This window comes from Rhodococcus sp. 14C212, from assembly GCF_011058195.1.
Taxonomy (GTDB): domain Bacteria; phylum Actinomycetota; class Actinomycetes; order Mycobacteriales; family Mycobacteriaceae; genus Rhodococcus; species Rhodococcus aetherivorans.
Genome location: NZ_JAALEH010000020.1, coordinates 15,799 through 30,323 on the forward strand (window position 1 = coordinate 15,799; position 14,525 = coordinate 30,323).

Annotated in this window: 11 protein-coding genes and 1 riboswitch; of the genes, 3 read left to right on the plus strand and 8 right to left on the minus strand. The window is 73.1% G+C overall.

Features of this window, described 5'->3' with window-relative positions; all coding sequences use genetic code 11:
- Nucleotides 1–47: 47 nt before the first annotated feature.
- Genes G6038_RS11655 through G6038_RS11665 form a run of 3 tightly spaced genes read right to left on the minus strand, consistent with a single transcriptional unit; the run spans nucleotide 48 to nucleotide 3,279 of the window.
- Nucleotides 48–1,577, minus strand: coding sequence for a precorrin-2 C(20)-methyltransferase (locus G6038_RS11655; protein WP_165037794.1), 1,530 nt, complete (start codon nucleotides 1,575–1,577; stop codon nucleotides 48–50).
- A complete protein-coding gene (locus G6038_RS11660; RefSeq protein WP_165037796.1) occupies nucleotides 1,574–2,224 on the minus strand; it encodes a precorrin-8X methylmutase in 651 nt (216 codons plus the stop codon). The genes G6038_RS11655 and G6038_RS11660 overlap by 4 nt, the downstream gene beginning before the upstream one ends.
- Nucleotides 2,221–3,279: a cobalamin biosynthesis protein CobG gene (locus G6038_RS11665; RefSeq protein ID WP_165037798.1), complete on the minus strand. Its 1,059-nt coding sequence runs from the start codon at nucleotides 3,277–3,279 to the stop codon at nucleotides 2,221–2,223. Before G6038_RS11665 ends, G6038_RS11660 begins: the two co-directional genes overlap by 4 nt.
- Nucleotides 3,280–3,316: 37 nt before the next feature.
- A riboswitch (cobalamin riboswitch) is annotated at nucleotides 3,317–3,511 on the plus strand.
- 66 nt (nucleotides 3,512–3,577) lie between these two features.
- Between G6038_RS11665 and cobN the strand changes: the two genes are divergently transcribed.
- Together cobN and cobF are read left to right on the plus strand one after the other, a co-directional pair.
- Nucleotides 3,578–7,186 carry a cobaltochelatase subunit CobN gene (gene cobN, locus G6038_RS11670; protein WP_165037799.1) on the plus strand — a complete coding sequence of 1,203 codons (3,609 nt, stop codon included), beginning with the start codon at nucleotides 3,578–3,580 and terminating at the stop codon, nucleotides 7,184–7,186.
- Nucleotides 7,183–7,956: a precorrin-6A synthase (deacetylating) gene (gene cobF, locus G6038_RS11675; protein WP_165037800.1), complete on the plus strand. Its 774-nt coding sequence runs from the start codon at nucleotides 7,183–7,185 to the stop codon at nucleotides 7,954–7,956. Before cobN ends, cobF begins: the two co-directional genes overlap by 4 nt.
- A 96-nt stretch (nucleotides 7,957–8,052) precedes the next feature.
- Here cobF and G6038_RS11680 read toward each other — a convergent pair whose 3' ends face one another.
- The 4 genes from G6038_RS11680 to G6038_RS11695 form a co-directional block, all read right to left on the minus strand.
- A complete protein-coding gene (locus G6038_RS11680; RefSeq protein ID WP_165037801.1) occupies nucleotides 8,053–8,565 on the minus strand; it encodes a hypothetical protein in 513 nt (170 codons plus the stop codon).
- Between the two features lie 34 nt (nucleotides 8,566–8,599).
- Nucleotides 8,600–10,048 (minus strand): PepSY-associated TM helix domain-containing protein, encoded by a 1,449-nt coding sequence (locus tag G6038_RS11685; RefSeq protein WP_165037802.1) that lies wholly within the window; start codon nucleotides 10,046–10,048, stop codon nucleotides 8,600–8,602.
- Between the two features lie 162 nt (nucleotides 10,049–10,210).
- Nucleotides 10,211–10,735, minus strand: coding sequence for a hypothetical protein (locus G6038_RS11690; RefSeq protein ID WP_165037804.1), 525 nt, complete (start codon nucleotides 10,733–10,735; stop codon nucleotides 10,211–10,213).
- A gap of 87 nt (nucleotides 10,736–10,822) precedes the next feature.
- The gene (locus G6038_RS11695; protein ID WP_240918442.1) at nucleotides 10,823–11,071 is read right to left on the minus strand and encodes a hypothetical protein; all 249 of its coding nucleotides are present in this window, start codon (nucleotides 11,069–11,071) and stop codon (nucleotides 10,823–10,825) included.
- 297 nt (nucleotides 11,072–11,368) lie between these two features.
- On the opposite strand from G6038_RS11695, the gene G6038_RS11700 reads away from it, so the two are divergent.
- On the plus strand, nucleotides 11,369–12,265 hold the full coding sequence (locus tag G6038_RS11700) for an SDR family oxidoreductase (protein ID WP_165037806.1): 897 nt from the start codon (nucleotides 11,369–11,371) through the stop codon (nucleotides 12,263–12,265).
- A gap of 109 nt (nucleotides 12,266–12,374) precedes the next feature.
- Here the strand turns inward: G6038_RS11700 and G6038_RS11705 are convergent, their stop codons facing one another.
- Nucleotides 12,375–14,519 carry a catalase gene (locus G6038_RS11705; protein ID WP_165037807.1) on the minus strand — a complete coding sequence of 715 codons (2,145 nt, stop codon included), beginning with the start codon at nucleotides 14,517–14,519 and terminating at the stop codon, nucleotides 12,375–12,377.
- Nucleotides 14,520–14,525: the final 6 nt, after the last annotated feature.

Genomic DNA, 14,525 nt, shown 5'->3' on the forward strand with positions numbered 1-14,525 from the left:
TCCGCGCCCGCCACGGTGGGCGCGGATCCCGGTGTGCCGCACGGATGTCAGGAGCCGGAGCGCACCGACCGCGCCGTCCACACCGCACCGGTCGCGGTGACCGCGGTCCCGGACGAGCCCACGAGGAGCAGGCACTTCATGTCGATCGTGGCCGGCTCGAGCTTCTCGAGGGTGGTCACCTCGAGCGACTCACCGGGACGGCCGACGTCGCGGCCGACCACGACGACGGTGTCGGCCGGCCGGTGCCGCAGCAGCACGGCCCGGGCCTGCGCGACCTGCGTGGTCCGCGACCGCGACGCCGGGTTGTAGATGCCCAGCACCAGGTCCGCCTGCGCGACGGCCGCGAGCCGCTGCTCGATCACCTCCCACGGCTTGAGCCGATCGGACAGGCTCATCACCGCGAAGTCGCCGCCGATCGGGGCGCCCGCCCGGGCGGCCACGGCCTGGATCGCCGACAGGCCGGGCAGCACCCGCACCGGCAGCTCGGCGAAGCGCGGATCCTGCGTGGCCTCGAAGACGGCCGACGCCATCCCGAACACCCCGGCGTCGCCGCCCGAGACGACGGCCACCCGCTGCCCGGACAGCGCCAGCTCGAGCGCGAACCGGGCCCGGTCCACCTCGACGGTGTTCCCGGACGCGTGCCGCCGCTGACCCGGGCGGACCGGCACCCGGTCGACGTAGGGCCCGTAGCCGACGATGTGGTCGACCGACGCCAGCGCGGCGGCGGCCTCGGGGGTGAGCCACTTCTCGTCCGCGGGGCCGAGACCGACGACGAGGAGCTCCCGGGCAGCGACCGCCTCGGGAGCGTCGGCGACGACGGGCCGGGACCGGTCGGTGAGGTCCCGGTTGCGCGGTGCCCGGTCGCCGGGGGTGAGGATCACCGAGAAGTACGGCACCGCGTCGGCGTCGACGTCGGCGACGGGGACGATGCGCTGCCCGCCCATCGAGGCCCGTTCGACGTAGACCGCGTCGTCGAGCCGGCCCGCCTGGGCGAGCGCGGCGCGGACCGCGGGGAAGGTGCGGCCCAGCTTCATGATCGCGGCGCCGTCGGTGTCGGCGAGACGGCGCGCCAGTTCCGGCTCGGGCAGCGTGCCGGGCAGCACGGTGAGCACGTCGGTGCGCCGCACCAGCGGTTCCGCCGCGGCCGCGGCGGCCGCGGACACCGACGTCACGCCCGGAACCACCTCGGTCGCATAGCGATCCGCGAGCCGGTCGTGCAGGTACATGTAGGAGCCGTAGAACAGCGGGTCGCCCTCGCACAGCACGACGACGGTGCGGCCGGCGTCGAGGTGGGCGGCCAGGCGCGCCGCACAGTCGTCGTAGAAGTCGGCGATGGCGCCGTCGTAGCCGCCGGGATGGTCGGTGGTGCCGGTGGTGACCGGGTAGATCAACGCCTCCTCGAGCACCGTATCCCGGATCAGCTCGGCCGCGATGCCCCGCGCGATGGAGCGGCCGTGGGTGCCCGAGTGGTAGGCGATCACGTCGGCCTGCTCGATCAGCCGGGCCGCCTTGCGGGTGATCAGTTCGGGGTCGCCGGGGCCGAGGCCCACGCCGTAGAACCGTCCGGTGTCGTTCACTCCGCCTCCTGGGCCAGGGCATTGATCGCGGACGACGCCATCGCCGAACCGCCACGGCGTCCCCGCACCACCAGGTAGGGCAGCTGCAGCGGATGCGCGGCGAGCGCCTCCTTGGACTCGGCGGCGCCGATGAACCCGACCGGCACCCCGACGATCGCGGCGGGCCGGGGGCCGCCGGCGTCGATCAGCTCGAGCAGGTGGAACAGCGCGGTGGGGGCGTTGCCGATCGCGACGACCGCGCCGTCGAGCCGGTCCTCCCACAGCGACACGGCCGCGGCCGAGCGGGTGGTGCCCCACGCCGCCGCGAGGTCCGGCACCCGCGGGTCGCGCAGGAGGCACAGCACCTCGTTGCCCGCGGGTAGCCGCGTGCGGGTCACCCCGGACGCGACCATGTGGGCGTCGGTGAGGATCGGCGCGCCCGCCCGCAGCGCCCCGCGCGCCGCCGACACCAGGTCCGGATGGATCGCGAGATCGCGGGTCAGGTCGGTCTGGCCGCACGCGTGCACCATCCGCACCGCCACCTTCTCGGCGTCGGCGGGGATCGCGGACAGGTCCGTCTCGGCGCGGATCGTCGCGAACGACCGGACGTAGATGTCGGCGCCGTCGGTGACGTAGTCGTAGCGCCGGGGTGGGGGAATGGGCGTCATGGGCGGGTCCTCGCGAACAAGAGGGTATGTGGGAAATTCGGGGCGCCACAGGATCGTTCGCATCCCACGACGTGGAGGTGGCCGGCCGGGGACGCGCCGGCGACGGCGTGCCGGGCCGCGAAACGGGTGTCGCCCTCGGCGAGGCTACACCCCGGCGCGCCGGCACACGCGGTGGTGCGGGCCCACGGCGACGCACCGTCGAGCACGAACCCGGCGTCGCGCAGCGGCTGCGGATCGCGTTCGCCGGCGAGGACGAGGCCGCGCCACGGCGTGACGATCACATCCGACTCGGGCAGCGCCGCCACCATCGCCGGCGGGAGGATGCCCAGCGGGACCAGCGCCGAGACCGCGCCCGGCAGGGGGCCGTACGGCATCGGGTACCGGGCGGACGCCGGCAGCGGCGCGCCACCCCCGAGCTCGGCCCCTGCCTCGGGCAGCTGGTGCACGTGCCAGCAGGTGCCGCGCACCGCCGCGAACCGCCGCGCCAGGTCGATCAGCGCGTCGACGACCCGGTCGGCCGGGACCACCGGCCCGGAGAGCCGGCCGATCGCGATCTCGAACAACCCCGGGTCGACGGCCACCGCGGCGAGGTCGCAGCGCAGGGCCGCGACGTCGCCGCGACCGTCGTCGAGGCCGAACAGGAACCGGCCCGGCAGCTGCGCGAGCGCGGGCTCGGCGCACAGGGCGGCGTCGAGCGCGCCGATCAGCGGACGGATGTCGGCGCGTCCTCCGACGATCCCGGACAGCGGCGAGGCGACGACGTTGCGGACCCGTTCGTGCGACGGTGCCGGCAGGAACCCGGCCGCCGCCACCGCGTCGACGAGACCGGCCGGCACACCGCCGCCCTCGTCCAACGCGACGCCCCTGAACTGCAGGTTTCCGCGCGAGGTGAGGTGGACGTCGCCGTCCGCGAAGGCGATCGACGCCGCCGACAGCGCCCGCAGTCCACCGTCCGGGAGCCTGCCGCCGGGCGCGCGCAGCCGCACCAGCGCGCCGTCGGCGGCGAGGTGGGGGCGCAGCAGACCGGGGCATCGGTCCGGGGGAACGTCGACCATGGGGGCACATGGTTGCACACGACGAGGAAGCGGTGCGTTACGCTCCACCTGCCGTGGTGCTCGGGAAGCCGGTGTGAGACCGGCGCGGCCCTCGCCACTGTGAGCGGGTAGTTGCTCGCCCTCGTCCGAACCGGTCCGCCGGTCCGGAGACCACTGGACGCACGTCCGGGAAGGTCGGCGCAGCAGCGACGATCCGTCAGCCAGGAGACCGGCCACGGCACGGGAAGTCCACGAGGGTTTGGAGACTGAACATGACCGAATTCGTGCTGCGCGGAATCGAACTGCGCAGGACCCGGCCGTGACGCGGCTCGCGCTGCTGTCCACGTCGGACACCGACCTGCTGTCGGCGCTGAGCTCGGACGCCGAGTACGCGCTGGGCAACCCGTCGCGCCTCGACGTCGGCACCGAGCTTCCCCGCCTCCTCGACGGCGCCGACCTGGTGATCGTCCGCATCCTGGGCTCGGTGCGGTCCTGGCAGAGCGGCATCGACGCCGTCCTGGCGCACGGCGCGCCCGTCGTCGTGCTCGGCGGCGAGCAGCTGCCCGACGCCGAACTGATGAGCCACTCGACCGTCCCTGTCGGCATCGCCACCGAGGCGCACGCCTACCTCGCGCAGGGCGGGCCCGCGAACCTCGCCCAGCTGCACGCCTTCCTGTCCGACACCGTCCTGCTCACCGGCGAGGGCTTCGATCCGCCGGCCGCGCTGCCGGAGTGGGGCAGCCACGCGCCCGCCGCGGCCGATCCCGACCTGCCGAGGGTGGGCATCCTCTACTACCGCGCCCACGAGACCAGCGGAAACACCCGCTTCGTCCGCGATCTCGCGCAGGCGGTCGACGCCACCGGCCGAGCCGTGGCCGTCCCGATCTTCTGCTCCACGCTGCGCGGTGCCCCCGCGGACCTGCTCGCCGAACTCGGCACCCTCGACGCCCTGATCGTCACGGTCCTCGCCGCCGGCGGTACCCGCCCCGCCACCGTCTCCGCCGGCGGCGACGACGATGCCTGGGACGTCGCAGCGCTCGCCGCACTGGATATCCCGATCCTGCAGGCGCTGTGCCTGACCTGGGGACGCGACGCGTGGGCCGACTCCGACGAGGGCGTCTCCCCGCTCGATTCCGCGACGCAGATCGCCGTCCCCGAATTCGACGGCCGCATCATCACCGTGCCGTTCTCGTTCAAGGAATTCGGCGCCGACGGCCTGCCCCGCTACGTCACCGACCCCGAACGGTGCCGTCGCGTCGCCGGTATCGCCGTCGCGCACGCCCGCCTGCGGCGCATCCCACCCGCACGGCGGCGCCTGGCGATCATGCTCTCGGCGTATCCGACGAAGCACTCCCGCGTCGGCAACGCCGTCGGCCTGGACACCCCCGTCTCCGCGATCCGGCTGCTGCGCGCGCTGCGCGAGCACGGCTACGACCTCGGCGACGGCTTTCCCGGCCTCGACACCGACGACGACGCCGAGGCGGGCAACGCGCTGATCCACGCCCTGATCGCCGCGGGCGGCCAGGACGAGGAATGGCTCAGCGCCGAGCAGATGGCGGGCAACCCGGTGCGGGTGAGCGCGGCGCGGTACCGCGAGTGGACGGCGGACCTGCCGACCGAGCTGACCGGCGCGATGACCGAGGCGTGGGGCCCCGCCCCCGGCGAGCTGTTCGTCGACCGCAGCGCTGACCCGGACGGCGAGATCGTGCTCGCCACCCTGCAGGCCGGCAACGTGGTGCTGATGATCCAGCCGCCCCGGGGGTTCGGCGAGAACCCCGTGGCGATCTACCACGATCCGGACATGGCGCCGTCGCACCACTACCTCGCCGCGTACCGGTGGGTGGAGAACGGCTTCGGCGCCGACGCCGTCGTCCACCTCGGCAAGCACGGCTCGATGGAGTGGCTGCCCGGCAAGAACGCCGGCCTGTCCGCGGCCTGCGCGACCGACGCCGCCATCGGCAACCTCCCGCTGATCTACCCGTTCCTGGTCAACGACCCGGGGGAGGGGGCCCAGGCGAAGCGCCGCGCCCACGCCACCATCGTCGACCACCTCATCCCGCCGATGGCGCGCGCCGAGTCGTACGGCGACATCGCCCGTCTCGAGCAGTTGCTCGACGAGTACTCGAACATCGCGGCGATGGACCCGGCCAAGCTGCCGGCGATCCGCGCCCAGATCTGGACGCTGATCCAGGCCGCCAAGCTCGACCACGACCTCGGGCTCGAGGACCGCCCGCACGACGCCGAGTTCGACGACTTCCTGCTGCACGTCGACGGCTGGCTGTGCGAGGTCAAGGACGCGCAGATCCGCGACGGCCTGCACGTGCTCGGCACGGCCCCGGTCGGCGAGGCCCGCGTGAACCTGGTGCTGTCGATTCTGCGGGCCGCCCAGGTGTGGGGCGGGCGGGCCCACGCCGTGCCCGGTCTGCGTACCGCCCTCGGCCTGAAGCCGGACGCGCCGCTCACCGAGACCGACGCGGTCGAGGCGCAGGCCCGGGCGCTGGTGCAGGGCATGGAGGACGCCGGCTGGCGGGTGGAGCACGCCGGCACTGTCGTCGAACAAGTACTGGGACAGCAGGATCCGGAGGTCGAGCGGGTGCTCGCCTTCGCCGCCGAGCAGGTCGTGCCACGCCTGGCCCGCACCACCGACGAGCTCGACGCGGTGCTGCACGCCCTCGACGGCGGCTACGTTCCCGCGGGCCCGTCCGGATCGCCGCTGCGCGGCCTGGTCAACGTGCTGCCCACCGGCCGCAACTTCTACACCGTCGACCCGAAGGCGGTGCCGAGCCGGCTCGCCTACGACACCGGCGTGGCGCTGGCGAACAACCTGCTCGACCGGTATCGCGCCGACACCGGCGGCTATCCGCCCTCGGTGGGCCTGTCGGTGTGGGGGACCTCCGCGATGCGCACCTCCGGCGACGACATCGCCGAGGTCCTCGCCCTGATCGGCATGCGCCCGGAATGGGACGCCGAATCCCGGCGGGTGCGCGAGCTGACCGTGATCCCGCTCGACGAGCTCGGCCGACCGCGCATCGACGTCACCGTCCGCATCTCCGGGTTCTTCCGCGACGCCTTCCCGCACGTCGTCGCGATGCTCGACGACGCGATCCGCACCGTCGCGGCCCTCGACGAACCCGACGAGCTGAACTACGTGCGCGCGCACGCCCGCCGCGACGAGGCCGAGCACGGCGACCCCGAGCGCGCGGTACGCCGCATCTTCGGCTCCAGGCCCGGCTCCTACGGCGCCGGCATCCTGCCGCTCATCGACTCCGGAAACTGGCGCAGCGACGCCGATCTCGCCGAGGTGTACACCGCGTGGGGCGGCTTCGCGTACGGGCGGCACCTGCACGGCGTCCCGGCCGCGGACGACATGCGCGCCAACTACCGGCGGATCGCGGTGGCGGCGAAGAACACCGACACCCGCGAGCACGACATCGCCGACTCGGACGACTACTTCCAGTACCACGGCGGCATGGTCGCCACCGTCCGGGCGCTCACCGGTGCGGACCCGAAGGCCTACATCGGCGACTCCACCGCCCCCGACCAGGTCCGCACCCGCTCGCTCGCGGAGGAGACCGCCCGCGTGTTCCGGGCCCGGGTCGTCAACCCGCGCTGGCTCGCGGCGATGCGCCGGCACGGCTACAAGGGCGCGTTCGAGCTCGCCGCCACCGTCGACTACCTGTTCGGCTACGACGCCACCGCCGGGGTCGTCGCCGACTGGATGTACGAAACCCTCGCCCGTACCTACGCCCTCGACTCCGAGAACCAGCGGTTCCTGCGCGAGGCCAATCCGTGGGCGCTGCGCGGCATCGTCGAGCGGCTCACCGAGGCCGCCGACCGCGGCCTGTGGGCCGAACCGGACCCGGCGACGCTCGCGGAACTGCAGCAGGCCTACCTCGACGTGGAGGGCGACCTCGAGGACCGCGCGTGAGGAGGCGGCTGCGGCTGATCGGGATCGGGCCGGGCGGGCCCGACGACCTCACCGTGGCCGCGGTCCGGGCGCTGAACGACGTCGACGTCTTCCTCGTCGCCGACAAGCAGCGTGGCGTCGACGATCTCGTCGCGGTGCGCGAGGAGATCTGCCGTCGCCACATCGTGGGCGACTACCGGACGATCACGGTGCCCGACCCGCCGCGGGACCGCGCCCCGTCCGCCTACGGCACCGAGGTGCGGGACTGGCACGCCGCCCGCGCCGCCGTCTACGAGGCGGTGCTGCGCGAGCAGGTCGCCGAGCACGAGACCGCCGGGTTTCTCGTGTGGGGGGATCCGAGCCTGTACGACAGCACGATTCGCGTCGTCGAGCGCATCCGGGACCGGGGCGTGCTAGACGTCGACTACGACGTGATCCCCGGGGTGAGCAGCGTGTCGCTGCTCGCGGCGCGGCACCGGCTGGTGCTCAATCGGATCGGCGGGCCGATCGTCGTCACCACGGGCCGCCGGCTCGCGCGGGAGGTGGCGGCCGGCGGTGACAACCTCGTGGTCATGCTCGACGGTGCGCTGGAATGCGCCCGGCTCGAGGGTGAGTGGCACATCTGGTGGGGTGCCGACCTCGGCACGTCCGACGAGGAACTCGTCGCCGGTCCGCTGCGGGAGGTGCTGCCGGACCTCGAGCAGGCCCGCGCCCGCGCGAAGGCCGCGCGCGGCTGGGTGATGGACACCTACCTGCTACGTCGCGCGGACGGCGACGGCGTCGTCTCCTGACCGCACGCCGAGGAACGCCCACGCCACGATCGGCATGTCGATGTCGAACACGCAACGGGACATCCGCGCGCCGAGGGCCGGCGCGCGGATGCCCCGTCAGAGCACGGGCGTGGTCACCGGCTGCGGGTGCCGGTCCGTGGGGGAGCGGCTGAGCACGACGGGCAGCCACTGCGAGGTCAGCGCCACCATGCCGAGCCAGGACAGCACCATCCCGGCGCCGGGGGCGTGCGGGGTCTCGACCGGCATGCCGTTCTGCGACCAGTAGCCGAGCAACCCGAACAGGGACGCCAGTCCGGAGCCGAGCATCGACGCCGACGCGAGCCGCCAGCGGTGCGTGCACAGCGCCGCGGTGGACGACACCACGCCGAACACCAGGGCGAGGCTCACGAAGATCCGCATCGGCACCGTCGTCGTGGCGTCGTGCCCGAACCACGTGCCGAGCACCGTCCACGACCATTCCGTATCCGATTGCGGCAAAAGCAGACCCAGCGCGACCGCGACGATGCAGGCGACGAGGGCACGGTGCCGGCGCCCGGCGTCGAACTCGCCGGCGACCTTTCGCTCGATGCGGGCGAACTCCTTACGGTACGCGGACAGATCGTCGCTCACCGGCACTCCTCGTCGATCGGCACACGAGGGACCATTATGCGCGCCCCCGCATGCGCCACCCGACGGCGGTGTCGACGACGAGGAACGCCAGCAGGCTCAGCCCGAGCACCGGGGCGAACCAGCCCACGACCGCGGCCGCGACGCCGATCGCGGCGGCCGGACCTGCGCCGATGCGGCGCAGCACGCCCCGGGACGGGGCCCGGCCGACGGCCCACGCGGACCCTCGCGTGGGCCGTCGCCGCCACCACATCACGTATCCGCGCAGCACGATCGTGATCAACGCCACCGCCAGCAGCGCCAGGGCGACCTGCGTGACGAGCCCGAACATGATGCCCATGTGGAGGGTGATCGACCACCACGTCAGCTGCGCGGCGAGCGGCCAGTCCGCGAACCGCAGCACGTCGACGACCTCGCCGGTCGCGCCGTCGACGGCGACCGAGTCGATGCCGTACACCCAGGACTGGCGGGTTTCGGCGACGGTGAACGCGGTGCCGGTCTGCGCCGGGATCGAGGCCTCGACGACCCCGGTCAGTCCCGCGGCGGCGGCCGTGTCCAGCACCGAGTCGATCCGGACGATGTTCGCGTCGAGCAGTCCCGGGTCGGCCGGGTGCCCGGCGGGGCCGCCGTGCCCCTCGTGGCCCGTCGCGGCCGCGGCGCCGCCCCCGGTCAGGGTCGCGTCGACAGTCGGCGTCTTCCAGTGCAGCGCGGCCCGCAGCTCGGCGATGTTGTCACCGGCGAACCGGGACCAGGTCAGGCCGGTCGCGGACAGGAACACCAGGCCCACCGCGATCCACACGCCCACCACGCCGTGCCGGCCGAGGGTGCGGGACCGGCCGGTGGCGGCGCGGTCGACGGTGAGCAGGCGTGCCTGGGCGTCGCGGGCACGCAACGTGCGGTACCGGCGCACCCACAGGTACCCGCCGCCGAGCGCGATCACCCACATCCAGGACGCGGCCAGCTCGCTGTAGAGGCGGCCGGGCTCGCCGAGATGCAGGTGCCGGTGCAGCTGCGAGATCCAGGCCCGGACCGGCAGCGCGCTGCTGCTGCCGTAGACGGCCAGCTCGCCGAGCGGCCGCGCGGTGACCGGGTCGACGAAGACGGCGAGCCGCTGCGACTCGCCGAGGCTCGGGTCGGCGAACAGTACCCGGGTGGTCTCGCCGGGGGCCGCGGCCGGGCGCACCGCGGTGACGGTGAGATCGGGGCGTTGCCCGGCGGCCACCCGGATCTGCTCCGCCACCGGCACAGCCGGACCGGTGGCGTCGGTGTGCAGCTGGTCGCGGTAGACGAGCTGCTCGATCGTCGGGGACAGTGCGTAGAGGCCGCCGCTGACCGCGGCGATCAGGATGAACGGGGCGACGAGGATGCCGGCGTAGAAGTGCAGCCGCAGCATCAGCGGGCGCAGCGCGGGCGCGGGCGCGGTGGGACGGTCCGGGCCGGAACGGGGTGGGACGGGACGATCCGTCCCGAGGTCGGTCGTGGACATGCGAATGCTCGTTTCGATCGTCGGTGGCGACGGCAGCGCGCAGCGCTCAGCGTCGGCAGGCGCAGCGTTGGCAGGCGCAGCGTTGGCAAGTGCGCAGCGCGCAGCGTCGGCACACGTGGGAAGACCGCCGCGGCGAACGGGCTGCGGCGGAACGGGATCGGGTCAGGCGGCGCGGGGCGGACCCCGGGTGCCGGCTTGCGCGGAAACGAGCACCCGCAGCACGAGACGTGCCCGGTGCGACGGCGTGGCCACCCACAGCGGCGCATGCGCCGGCGGCAGGGTGAGCACCGCGGCGACGATGCGCCGCAACACGCCGAGCGCCGCGGCACGGCCCTGCTCGGCCGCCCGGATCAGGGCGGCGGAGACGACGAGGGCCGCGGCGTGGGCGCCGAGCATCGCGGGCGAGAGCCCGAGGCCGTGGGCGTGCTCGGCGGTGAGGGTGAGGACGGTGTGACCGACGATCTGTCCGGCCCCCAGGGGGAGCACCAGGGCGGGCAGCAGCCGGGACGCCCGGATGGCGGACACCGCGGCGCCGAACGCGGCGCAGGCGGCGATCAACAGCACCACCGACGACTGGGACGGAATTCCGCCGCCCGCCAGTCCGTGGGCCGCGACGGAGACCGCGGCGGAGGTCGAACCCACGAACGCGCCACGCAGCTGCGTGGACGTCTGCGGGCGTGGATTCACGGTTGGGCACACTACCCGTCGTGACGACGGACCGGGCCGGCCCGGGTGCGCAACCGCAGCACCCGGGCCGGCCCGGTCCGGTGAGCGTCAGTGACCGCGCGGCTCGCGCAGGCTCGTTCCCTCGACGTTGCGGACCCGCTTGCGCTCCAGCATGACCAGCACGGCGCCCACCACGAAGGACACGATGCACGCCGGGCCGGCGATCCACGCCCAGCCCTCGAATCCGTACCCGGCGGCCACCAGCGTCAGCCCGAGCAGGAGCAGCCCGAGGCCCAGGAAGAAGTAGCCGGGCCACCCCTTGGAGTCGGTCAGGGCCTCGCCGGCATGGCTTCGCATCGTGCGGGCGTCGTCGGCCGGGAAGTCGCTGTCGGTCGTCAGATCCCTGTTGTGCGTCCGCCTGCCGTGCAACGGCTCGGCACCCGCCCGGGTCTCGTCGCTTCTCCGAAACTGGCTCTCGTGTTCCGTCACAGCCGCATCCTTTCCAGAAGTCGGGTCGGGCGAGCGCTGCGGCGCTCGGATTCGCCGACCGTGTCCTCCGTGTACCCGCTCCCCGGGCCGGGTATGCACCGGCCGGACCCGACGGTCCCCGTCCGGGGCCGCCGGTACTCGCCCGCAGACCTCGAGGGAGGAACCATGACCGACCAGCACCGGCCCCGAAATCCGGTCGAGCAATACCCGGCACCGGATCGCGAGCGGCAACCCGAGCTCGAGTATCCGGGCCTCACGTCCGACATGGTCTCGGCACCCGACCACGGCGAGCAGACCTATCGCGGCAGCGGCAGGCTCGAGGGCCGGCGGGCGCTGATCACCGGTGCCGACTCCGGGATCGGCCGGGCCGTCGCGATCGCCTTCGCCCGCGAGGGCGCCGACGTCGTCCTCAGCTATCTCGAGTCCGAGGAGGACGACGCCCGCGACACCGTGCGGTGGATCGAGGAGGCGGGCCGGCGCGCCGTCGCGGTGCCGGGCGACATCCGCGCCGAGGAACACTGCCGGCATCTGGTCGACACGGCGGTGCGTGAACTCGGCGGCCTGGACATCCTGGTGAACAACGCGGCGTTCCAGATGGTGCAGATGAACGGGATCGCCGACATCACGACCGAGCAGTTCGATCGCGTGCTGAAGACGAACCTGTACGCGTTGTTCTGGTTGTGCAAGTTCGGCGTCGAGGTGATGGAGCCGGGCTCGACGATCATCAACACGTCGTCGATCCAGGGGACGAGCCCGTCGCCGGAACTGCTCGACTATGCCACGACCAAGGCCGGCATCGTCGACTTCACCAAGGGGCTGGCGGCGGACGTCGCGCAGCGCGGAATCCGGGTCAATGCCGTTGCCCCGGGACCGATCTGGACGCCCCTGATCCCGGCCACCATGCCGCGGGAGAAATTCGAGTCCTTCGGTGACGACGTCCCGCTCGGCCGTCCCGGGCAACCGGCCGAACTGGCGCCGGCCTACGTCTTCCTCGCCTCGCAGGAGTCGAGCTACATCACCGGCGAGGTCATCGCCGTCACCGGCGGCAAGCCCTTCTCCTGACCCCCTTGTGGTGGCTGACCCACCCGTGGTGGCCGAATGTCACACGCGTTCGATTCGATCGACGCGGTGTGACATTCGGCCACCGCCACCCGGGTAGGAGGCGCGGGGGTCAGGCCTGGGCCCGCTCCCACACGCGGTGGGCGCCGAGCAGTTCGACGATCCCGGTGACCACCGCTTCCGGATCGTCGGCGGTGACCACACCCGGGGCCTCGGGGTGGACGGCGGCGTGCTCGAGTGCCTCGGTGCCGGTGCCCCACGTGCCGATCGCCTTGCAGTGCCGGAACGTCTCGTCGACCAGGATGCGCACGCGCGGATCGGCCGGGGCGCTCGCGAGCAGCAGCGCGTCGTACTCGACGGACCGGGCCGTGTCGAAGGTCCGCGAGATCGGCACCTCCTTGCGGCCGCCGTCGAGCTTGCCGCCGTGCGGGCCGATCACCAGCGGCACGGCCTTCGCGGCGGCCACCGCGGCGACGGCCTTGGCGACCTCGGCGACGTCGGCGCTGTCGTCCGCGACGATGCCGACCATCCGGCCCTCGATCGGCCAGGTCGCACCGACCTGGGACAGTGCCTCGCTGCGCAGCGGCTCCCCGTCGAACGACACCGTCGGCTCCGGTGCCGGCAGCCCCAGACCGGCCGCGACGGTGGCGCACAATCCGGCATCGATGTTCGCGAGCACGCGCAGGGCCCGCTCCTTGATCGCCTGCTCGAAGCACTTGCCGAGTTCGAAGGTGTAGGCGTCGGCCACGTGCTTCCGCTCGACCTCGGACAGGCTGGTGTAGAACAGCCGTGCCTGCGAGAAGTGGTCGTCGAACGTGCTCGGTGCCTCACGTTCCTTGACTCCCGCGGCGATGGGTGCCGGCACGTCGATGAACGCGGCCTCCTCGGCCCCGGCGAGGAACGGGCAGCCCGCCCCGAGCGAGTTGGGCCGGTACGGTGCCGCCCCGGGATGAACGCCGGTCTGGTGCATGCCGTCGCGCAGCATGTCGTTGACGGGCGCATGCGGCCGGTTGATGGGCAGCTGACCGAAGTTGGGACCGCCGAGCCGGCTGATCTGGGTGTCGAGATAGGAGAACAGCCGGCCCTGCAGCAGCGGATCGTCGGTGACGTCGATGCCCGGCACGAGGTGTCCGGGGTGGAAGGCGACCTGTTCGGTTTCGGCGAAGAAGTTCGTCGGGTTGGCGTTGAGCTGCAACGTCCCGATCACCTGCACCGGCGCGAGCTCCTCGGGGACGATCTTGGTGGGATCGAGCAGGTCGATGCCCTCGAACGTCTGCTCCGGGGTGTCGGGGAAGACCTGCACGCCCAGGTCCCACTCCGGGTAGGCGCCGGCCTCGATGGCGTCGGCGAGGTCGCGGCGGTGGAAGTCCGGGTCGATCCCGCCGAGCAGCTGCGCCTCCTCCCACACCAGCGAGTGCACCCCCAGCCGCGGCTTCCAGTGAAACTTCACCAGCGACGTCTCCCCGTCGGCGTTGACCATGCGGAAGGTGTGGACGCCGAAGCCCTCCATCATCCGGTAGGAGCGGGGGATGCCGCGGTCGGACATGTTCCACAGGGTGTGGGCGGTGGCCTCGGTGTGGAGCGAGACGAAGTCCCAGAACGTGTCGTGAGCGCTCTGCGCCTGCGGGATCTCCCGGTCCGGATGCGGCTTGGCGGCGTGGACGACGTCGGGGAACTTGATCGCGTCCTGGATGAAGAACACCGGGATGTTGTTCCCCACCAGGTCGAACGTGCCCTCCTCGGTGTAGAACTTCGTCGCGAAGCCGCGCGTGTCGCGGACGGTGTCGGCGGAGCCGCGCGAGCCGAGCACGGTCGAGAAGCGGACGAACACGGGCGTCTCGGCGCCCTTCTGCAGGAACCCGGCACGGGTGATCTTCGAGGCGGCGCCGTTGGCCTGGAAGACACCGTGGGCCGCAGCGCCGCGGGCGTGCACCGCCCGTTCGGGGATGCGCTCGTGGTCGAAGTGGGTGATCTTCTCGCGGAAGTGGTGGTCCTGCAGCAGGGTGGGGCCGCGCCGACCGGCCTTGAGGGAGTGGTCGGTGTCCGTCAGCCGCGCGCCCTGCGCGGTGGTGAGGTACCGGCCCTGGGGCCCGCGCGCGCCGTCGGGCAGGTCTGCGGGTGTGCCGGTGGCAGTGACCGGGATGGGTTCACGCTGGTCGGGCTTGGCCGGCGGCGGGTCCGTCGGGGTGGTGGGTTCCTCGACCGGGACCTCGAAACCGGCGGGCGAGCCGGGAACCGGCGGATTCTTCTCGAACACTGCGAT